4 protein-coding genes are annotated in these 7,157 nt (G+C 51.5%); 3 read left to right on the forward strand and 1 reads right to left on the reverse strand.

Features of this window, described 5'->3' with window-relative positions; all coding sequences use genetic code 11:
* Positions 1–106: 106 nt before the first annotated feature.
* From J1784_RS01925 to J1784_RS01935, 3 genes are all read left to right on the forward strand, one after another.
* The gene (locus J1784_RS01925) at positions 107–2,527 is read left to right on the forward strand and encodes a TonB-dependent receptor domain-containing protein (protein WP_217147788.1); all 2,421 of its coding nucleotides are present in this window, start codon (positions 107–109) and stop codon (positions 2,525–2,527) included.
* A 141-nt stretch (positions 2,528–2,668) separates the two neighbouring features.
* On the forward strand, positions 2,669–3,712 hold the full coding sequence (gene dctP, locus J1784_RS01930) for a TRAP transporter substrate-binding protein DctP (RefSeq protein WP_120509823.1): 1,044 nt from the start codon (positions 2,669–2,671) through the stop codon (positions 3,710–3,712).
* A 112-nt stretch (positions 3,713–3,824) separates the two neighbouring features.
* The gene (locus tag J1784_RS01935) at positions 3,825–4,211 is read left to right on the forward strand and encodes a methionine-R-sulfoxide reductase (protein ID WP_120134389.1); all 387 of its coding nucleotides are present in this window, start codon (positions 3,825–3,827) and stop codon (positions 4,209–4,211) included.
* Positions 4,212–4,410: 199 nt separating this feature from the next.
* Here J1784_RS01935 and bamA read toward each other — a convergent pair whose 3' ends face one another.
* A complete protein-coding gene (gene bamA / locus J1784_RS01940) occupies positions 4,411–6,834 on the reverse strand; it encodes an outer membrane protein assembly factor BamA (RefSeq protein WP_217147789.1) in 2,424 nt (807 codons plus the stop codon).
* Positions 6,835–7,157 lie beyond the last annotated feature (323 nt).

Below are 7,157 nucleotides of genomic sequence, written 5' to 3' on the forward strand. Positions count from 1 at the left end.
CAAGGGCTTTTTTACGGAAGAATTGAAAGCAGATGACCAGCGCGTCTGATTTGTCGAAAGGCAGTAAATGCGAGCAGAACTTTAAAAATAGTGCAGGGCTAAAAAAATGTTCAAATCCTTTACACAGCAGGGTTTGGTGAAAAGCGTCATTTTCATGGGAACGATTCTCACCACCACCTTTAACGTCAATGCAGCGGAAGCTATCAAAGACACCAGCGATCTTGCCGCGAATAAAACGCCAGCCTCTGAAACCATCAAGAAGAAGCCAGTGGTACGTACGGCGCAAGATTTGGCGCAAAGTAACGAAGAGGTGATGACCGTCACCGAAACGATGCCGGATAAAAAACCGGGCTCGAAAACTAGCATCACCGCAGCCGAAATGCAGAAAAAAGGCGGTAATGATTTCGGCACCATCATGCGTTATGAGCCACTGATCAGCGCAACCGGCGCCAGCGGGGGGTCAGGTAACGGGAAAAGCGGTTTCGACCGCAGCGGCTACACCGGCTATAACATCCGGGGTCTGGAAAGCAACCGTGTCGGTATCGACGTTGACGGCATTCCGCAACCGAGCGCCACCGGTCGCAGCTATGTCAGCCGCGCAGGCCTCAATACCTTTGGTATTGGCCGCGACTACATCGACCCTTATATTTACGGCCAGGTGGATATCGAATCCGGTGCCACCTCAGCCGAACGTGCCAACACCTCTATCGGTGGTGCAGTGTCCTTCCTGCCAAAATCAGCCGACGATTATCTGCGTCCGGGTAAGGAAACCTATTTCGGTTACCAGTCAGACTATGATTCCTCAGACCGCTCATGGCATAACGGTATCACGGCCGCTGCGGGCGATGAAACGCTGCGTGGATTGATTGCTATCAGCCGCCGCGACGGACAGGAAACCAGCAACAACAGCGGCACGCATGATGCCTACCCTGCTAACTGGCACTCAGATGCCGTGATGACATCTGTTATCTGGCAGCCGAATGACGAACATAAAGTTACCGGCACGCTCGATTACTACGAAAAAGTGAACCACACCCACTATGACACCTGGAATGGCTCGGGCAGCGCTATCCTGGGGACTTCACAGCAGCAAAGTAATACGCGCCGCTGGGGTGCAAGCCTGAAAGACGAATGGACCCCGTTCAAGGATTACGTCGATGCCATCGTGTCCAAGGTCTATTACCAGTACACGCAGGCGCACGACAATACCTATATGCCGAACGACAGTAAGCAGATGATGAACGTCTATTCCAACTATGACGTGAATACCTATGGCGCGGAAACCAGTTGGCTAAAAACCCTGGGGCGTCATGAACTGAGCGCGGGGATCAACGGTCGTGTATCCAACACTGAACGTCCATTCCGTCAAAACCCAGAACAAGGGGCGTTCACTACCATCATGCAGCCGGAAGCCAACAGCCGAACCTATATCCTGGGCGGCTTCCTGCAAGACACCATGAAGTTTGACCTCGATGGCCACAACCTCTCTGTGATACCTGCTGTTCGCGTTGCTTATCAAAATACCAAACCACAAGATTTGTCGAGCTTGGCGAACGGCGTGGTAACCGGTGATCAGGTTTCAACACTCTATAACAAGGCCAACTCAGACACCCAGGCTCTGCCATCACTGGCCTTTACGTATGACATCACGCCAAAGCTGATGACCTACGTGCAGTATCAGCGCGGTGCACAGTTCCCAGACGCCAGCCAGCTATACGGCTCATGGAATCTCGGATCTAACTATGCAGGACGCGCTCAGTACGCCCTTATCGGTAATACCGATCTGAAAACTGAAACCAGTAACAACTTCGAATGGGGCATGAAAGGTGAAGCCACGGAAGGGGTAACCTTCAAGACATCCGTTTTCTACAATACTTATAAAAACTTCATCGCCAATACGCGTTATTCGCGTTCAGCAAACCCAGGGCTGTTCACTAATGTGCCTTCCAATATTTATACCATTTATCAGGCCGAAAACCGCGATGAAGCGTATATCTACGGCGGTGACGTGAGCACCAAAGTCAACTACGGCACCTGGTTTAACAGCGTGGATGGCCTGAGCACGACCTTCGCATTCGGTTATGCCCAGGGGCAATCCAAGTCCAGCTATGATGGCGACAAGTATGTTGACCTCGACAGCGTGCCGCCGATGAAATTTGTCGCAGGTATTGCATGGGATGCCCCATCAACTCTCTACGGTGCGGCACTGACAGCAACCTTTGTTAAAGGTAAAAGAGCTGAAGCAACCTCTCGCCAGAGTTACAACAACAGTGGTACTCCCCTTGCAGATTCCACTGAAAAATACATGAACGTTCCAGGTTATGGGATGGTGGATGCGACGGCTTACTGGAAAGTCGCGAAAAACGTCAAACTCAGCGGTGGCGTTTACAACATCACCGACCGCAAATACTGGGATTACCTGAGCAGCCGTACATTGACTGAAACCACTAATCAGGACGAGTACAACAAAGCGCTGGCCGTCATGCCGGGCCGAAGCTTCCAGCTGGGTGTGAATGTTGATTTCTAACCACTAACCGATAAGAACCCGAGGCGTCATGCAATCGCATGGCGCCTTTTTTGGTTTCGCGCCAAGAACCTGTTTTCACGCACATTCACAAATCGGGTGATCCGCTACACTCAGGCTTTGCCTACCGAAATGTGAAATTACATGGAAATAATCAGAAAACCTCTGGCGCTGGTTCTCACTCTGCTCCTGTTACCGGCTGCCGCTTCTGCCACCACCACCTTGCGGTACACCGATCATGAACCGCTGGGCACAATGCGTACCCGCTTTATCCACGATGTGTTCTTTCCTGCTATCGAAAAAGAGTCTCAGGGACGCCTGAAAATTGAAGAACACTGGGGGGGCGAACTCTCAACCGGTTATGACGCATTGCTTACCGTGCGCGAGGGAAAAACGGCAGATATCGGCATTGTGGTGCCGGAATACGCCGCCAAAGAACTGCCGCTGCATCAGATTTTTAAAAGCTTTCCGGTCGGGCCTTCCGGCGATAAACAAATCGCTTTCTTTCGCCGTGTTTTCACCGAAATACCCGCCTTCCCTGCTGAATTAGAAAAAGCCGGCGTAGTGAATATCTTCTCTGCGACCGGTTATCCGGTCGCCTTTTTCAGCACACATCCGCTGAAAAACCTTGAGGATATTAGAGGAACAACCTGGCGTTCGGCCAGCTTCTGGCATCAGGATTTTCTGCGCAATGCCGGAGCCATACCGGTCACAATGCCGTGGGGTCCGCAAACGGTGGAAGCCTTCAAGACCGGTAAGCTGGACGGCATTATGGTCAACGTCGACAGCGGATATGACCTGAAAATTCAGAAGATGGCACCTGATGTTCTGGTCTCGAAAGAGCTGTGGCTGGGGCATGTTTATCTGCTGGTGATGAACCTGAAAGTCTGGAACGGGCTGGCAGAGGAAGATAAAGCGGCCATTACCCGCGCGGCGGATATCGCCAATAAAATCGCCGGTTCCGTCATGGACAGCCACTTTGACCCGCAGCTGGATGCCCTGCGCAAAGACGGCGCGAAGGTGCGTGTTCTGCGACACAGTGAAGTGGCGCACTGGCAGCAGGTTACCCGTTATCAGGATGCTCAGGCGCTGTGGGTAAAACAGCAGGAAGCGCTGGGTAATAAAGACGCCGGGCCGATGATGGAAAAAGTCAGCGCGATAATGTCGCAGACGATGAAACCTGACTGACCGGCGCTTAGCAGCAGGTGCCTAAGCACGGTGGCGTATGCCACGCAGGCCGGTTTCTCGTGTAAACTGTAAGTCAGCACCTGCAATGTCTGTAATCTGAGGAGTCATCAGAATGAATAAAGAACTCAACGAATTCGAACGTTTTGTTATTGAAAATAAAGGGACCGAGCGCCCTCATACCGGTGAATATAACGAACACTTTTCACCGGGCCGTTATGTCTGCAAAAGATGTTCTGCGCCGCTGTATTCTTCTGAACATAAATTCGAATCTCACTGCGGCTGGCCCGCTTTTGATGACGAAATCCCTGGCGCGGTAGAGCGTGTGCCTGACGCCGATGGCCGCAGAACTGAAATCGTCTGTGCCAACTGCAAGGCGCATCTGGGGCATGTTTTTGAGGGAGAATATCTAACCGAGAAGAATCTGCGTCACTGTGTGAATTCCGTTTCAATGGTTTTTGAAAGTGCCGACGAGCAAGGGAATTATCATAAAGCGGAGTGAACCGGTATAAAGCGGAATAAAAAAAGGGCCGCACAGGGGCAGCCCTTAAAAGGAAGAACTCCAACAATATAATAATGGCATGATGTTTAACCCTAAGGTCGCTCAATAAACATCATGCTGTCATTATAAAGGGATCTGATTTTCTTTCTATTTTCATTGCGTCTGTAAAAAGTAATTAGTTTGTAAGACGCCATGGTTATTACCATGTCTTCCCGATATTAAACTGGAATTGTTCCGCACTGTCGCCTTCATATTTTACCAGCGGTTGTGCATAAGAGAATACCAGCGGGCCGAGCGGTGATTGCCATTGCAACGCAATACCGCTGGAAACACGGATATGCATCGGATCACTGTAATCCGGAATACCAGCAGCTTCAGTGGCTGCTGTATTTTGCCATTTGGGGTCCCACACCGTACCGGAATCAACAAATAATGAAGTCCGCACCGAGCTGGCGTATTTCTCGCTGATAAACGGTGTCGGCACATACAATTCCGCACTGGCGATCGCCATCGCATTACCGCCCACCGCATCGGTGGATTTGCTCACCGGACAGGTGGAATACGAACTGTCTGCGCTGCTGCATTTGTAATACGCCGCTTTCGGCCCGATAGTGTTGGACGAGAAGCCGCGCACCGAGCTGGAACCGCCCGCATAGAAGTTATCGTAGAACGGCACGTCGTTGCTGCCGATGCCTGCCGCATAACCGGCTTTGGCACGGCCCATCAGCACCCAGTCTGATGTGTCACTCAGCGCAATGTAATGGTTAGCATCGAAGGTGATTTTGTAATAACTGTCGTCTGAACCCGGTGTGGTCACCTTGGCAGCCAGGCTGGCGCGGGTGCCTGAAGACGGGAAGAAGCCACGGTTCAGGTCGTTATACGCCCAGCCGACGCTGGCGAAGAAATCGTTGGTGCGCAGTTCGGCATCGCTGTTGGTGGAGGTGGTCACCAGCCCCGGCTTGACGCCGCTGGCATTAAGATAACGCCAGACCGCCACCTGCGGCTCCATGTCAGTGAGCGTGCTGTGGACGTAATCCAGCCCCAGATTCAGCGTGTTGTTTTCGCTGACCGGCAGACCCAAATTCATGCCTGCACCGTAACTTTGCAGGTTATATGCCGCCAGATCGTCATCTTCCGCGTCGTAGTGGTTATATAACACTTTGCCGCCAAGACTGACGCCATCAACCGTGTAATACGGGTTGGTTGCCGAGACTTCGACATAGGTCTGGTACGAGTTACGTGTACCGCTGAAACTGACCGTATTGCCGCTGCCAAGCCAGTTATCCTGCGTCACGCCCAGTTGATAACTGATGCCGCTGTCGGTGCCGTATCCCACGCCGATGTTGAAGGTGCCGGTGTTACGCTCTTTGACTTTGTAGACCACATCCACCTGATCGCTTGAGCCCGGCACCGGTTGCGTATCCACATCTACCGTTTCGAAATAGCCGGTGCGGTTGAGGCGATCTTTACCTTTCTGCACCAGATCGTTGCCCAGCCACGCGCCTTCCATCTGACGCATTTCGCGGCGCAGCACTTCATCTTTCGACATGTCGTTACCTTCGAAGCGGATGTGGCGCACCGAATACCGGTTACCGGTATCCACGCTGATACGCAGTTTCACGCTTTTATCCGCGTCATTGATGTCGCTTTGTGTGGTGACGTGCGGATAAGCATAACCGTAGCGCCCCAACAGATTTTTAATATCACCTTCAACTTTGGTGATCTTCGCGCCGTTGTACAACTCCCCGGGAGGAATGGCGGCCAGCACTTCGATTTCTGACGAATGCCCGGCCATGCTGCCGCTGACCACCACGCCGGAAATTTTATATCGCTCACCCTCAGTTATATTCACGGTAATATAAATCCCTTTCTTATCTGGCGTTAAACTGACCTGCGTGGAATCGATATTAAAACGGACATAACCGCGATCGAGATAAAAACTGCGCAGCGTTTCTAAATCACCGGACAGTTTTTGTTTTTCATATTTCTTATCGCCAATCACATTCCACCACGGCACTTCATCGCGCAGCTGAAAATGGGCGATTAAATCCTCAGTGGTAAAGGCTTTATTCCCCACGATATTAATTTGCTGAATTTTCGCCGACATGCCTTCGGTAAAGACCAGTTTCACATCCACGCGGTTACGCGGCAGCGGCGTGACCACGGCTTTTACGCTGGCGCTGTATTTGCCGACGCTGTAATAGAAATCCTCCAGTCCCTTCTCAATCGAGGAAATCGTGGTGCGGTCCAGCGCGTCTCCCACGCGGACACCTGAGGCTTCCAGGTTTTGCTGCAACATCTCATCTTTGATGGCTTTGTTACCCGAAAACGTGATGCTCGCAATCGTCGGGCGTTCTTTCACCTGCACTATCAGCGTGTTGCCATCTTCCAGCACGTTCACATCGTCAAAATTGCCGGTGGCGAACAGGGCACGGATCGTCTGGCTGATATCGTCATCCGATACCGAATCGCCCACGCGCACCGGAATGCTCAGCAACGCCGCACCGACTGTGACCCGCTGCAATCCTTCGACGTGAATGTCTTTGACGACAAACCCGCCCGCAGCGAAAACCGGGGCACTGCTGAACAGTAGCGACGCTAAGAGTAACTTTTTCATTGTCATGTGATACGTGCCCGCAGTTTCTAAACTAACAAAAATTCCTGCTAACAAAAGATTTTGCTATCAGAAGAAATAACCTCGCTAACAGACTGTGGGATATATCGGAGGTTCAGCGGGCAATATTTGATTTTCGGAAAACATGACAATGAATTACGGATTGCTTACGTTATTTTCGCAAGCCCTACAAGGTAGGTTTCTTTGACCCTGTAAATAATTCTGTGTAACTGCCATCGTATTAAAGGTGAGCGCTCAGGCGGTCACCGAACTCGATAATAAAACGACTCATCGCCAGCCGCCAGTTTTGGATCGGCATACTCCATTTCTTT

This window comes from Rahnella ecdela (genome assembly GCF_019049625.1).
Taxonomy (GTDB): Bacteria; Pseudomonadota; Gammaproteobacteria; order Enterobacterales; family Enterobacteriaceae; genus Rahnella; species Rahnella ecdela.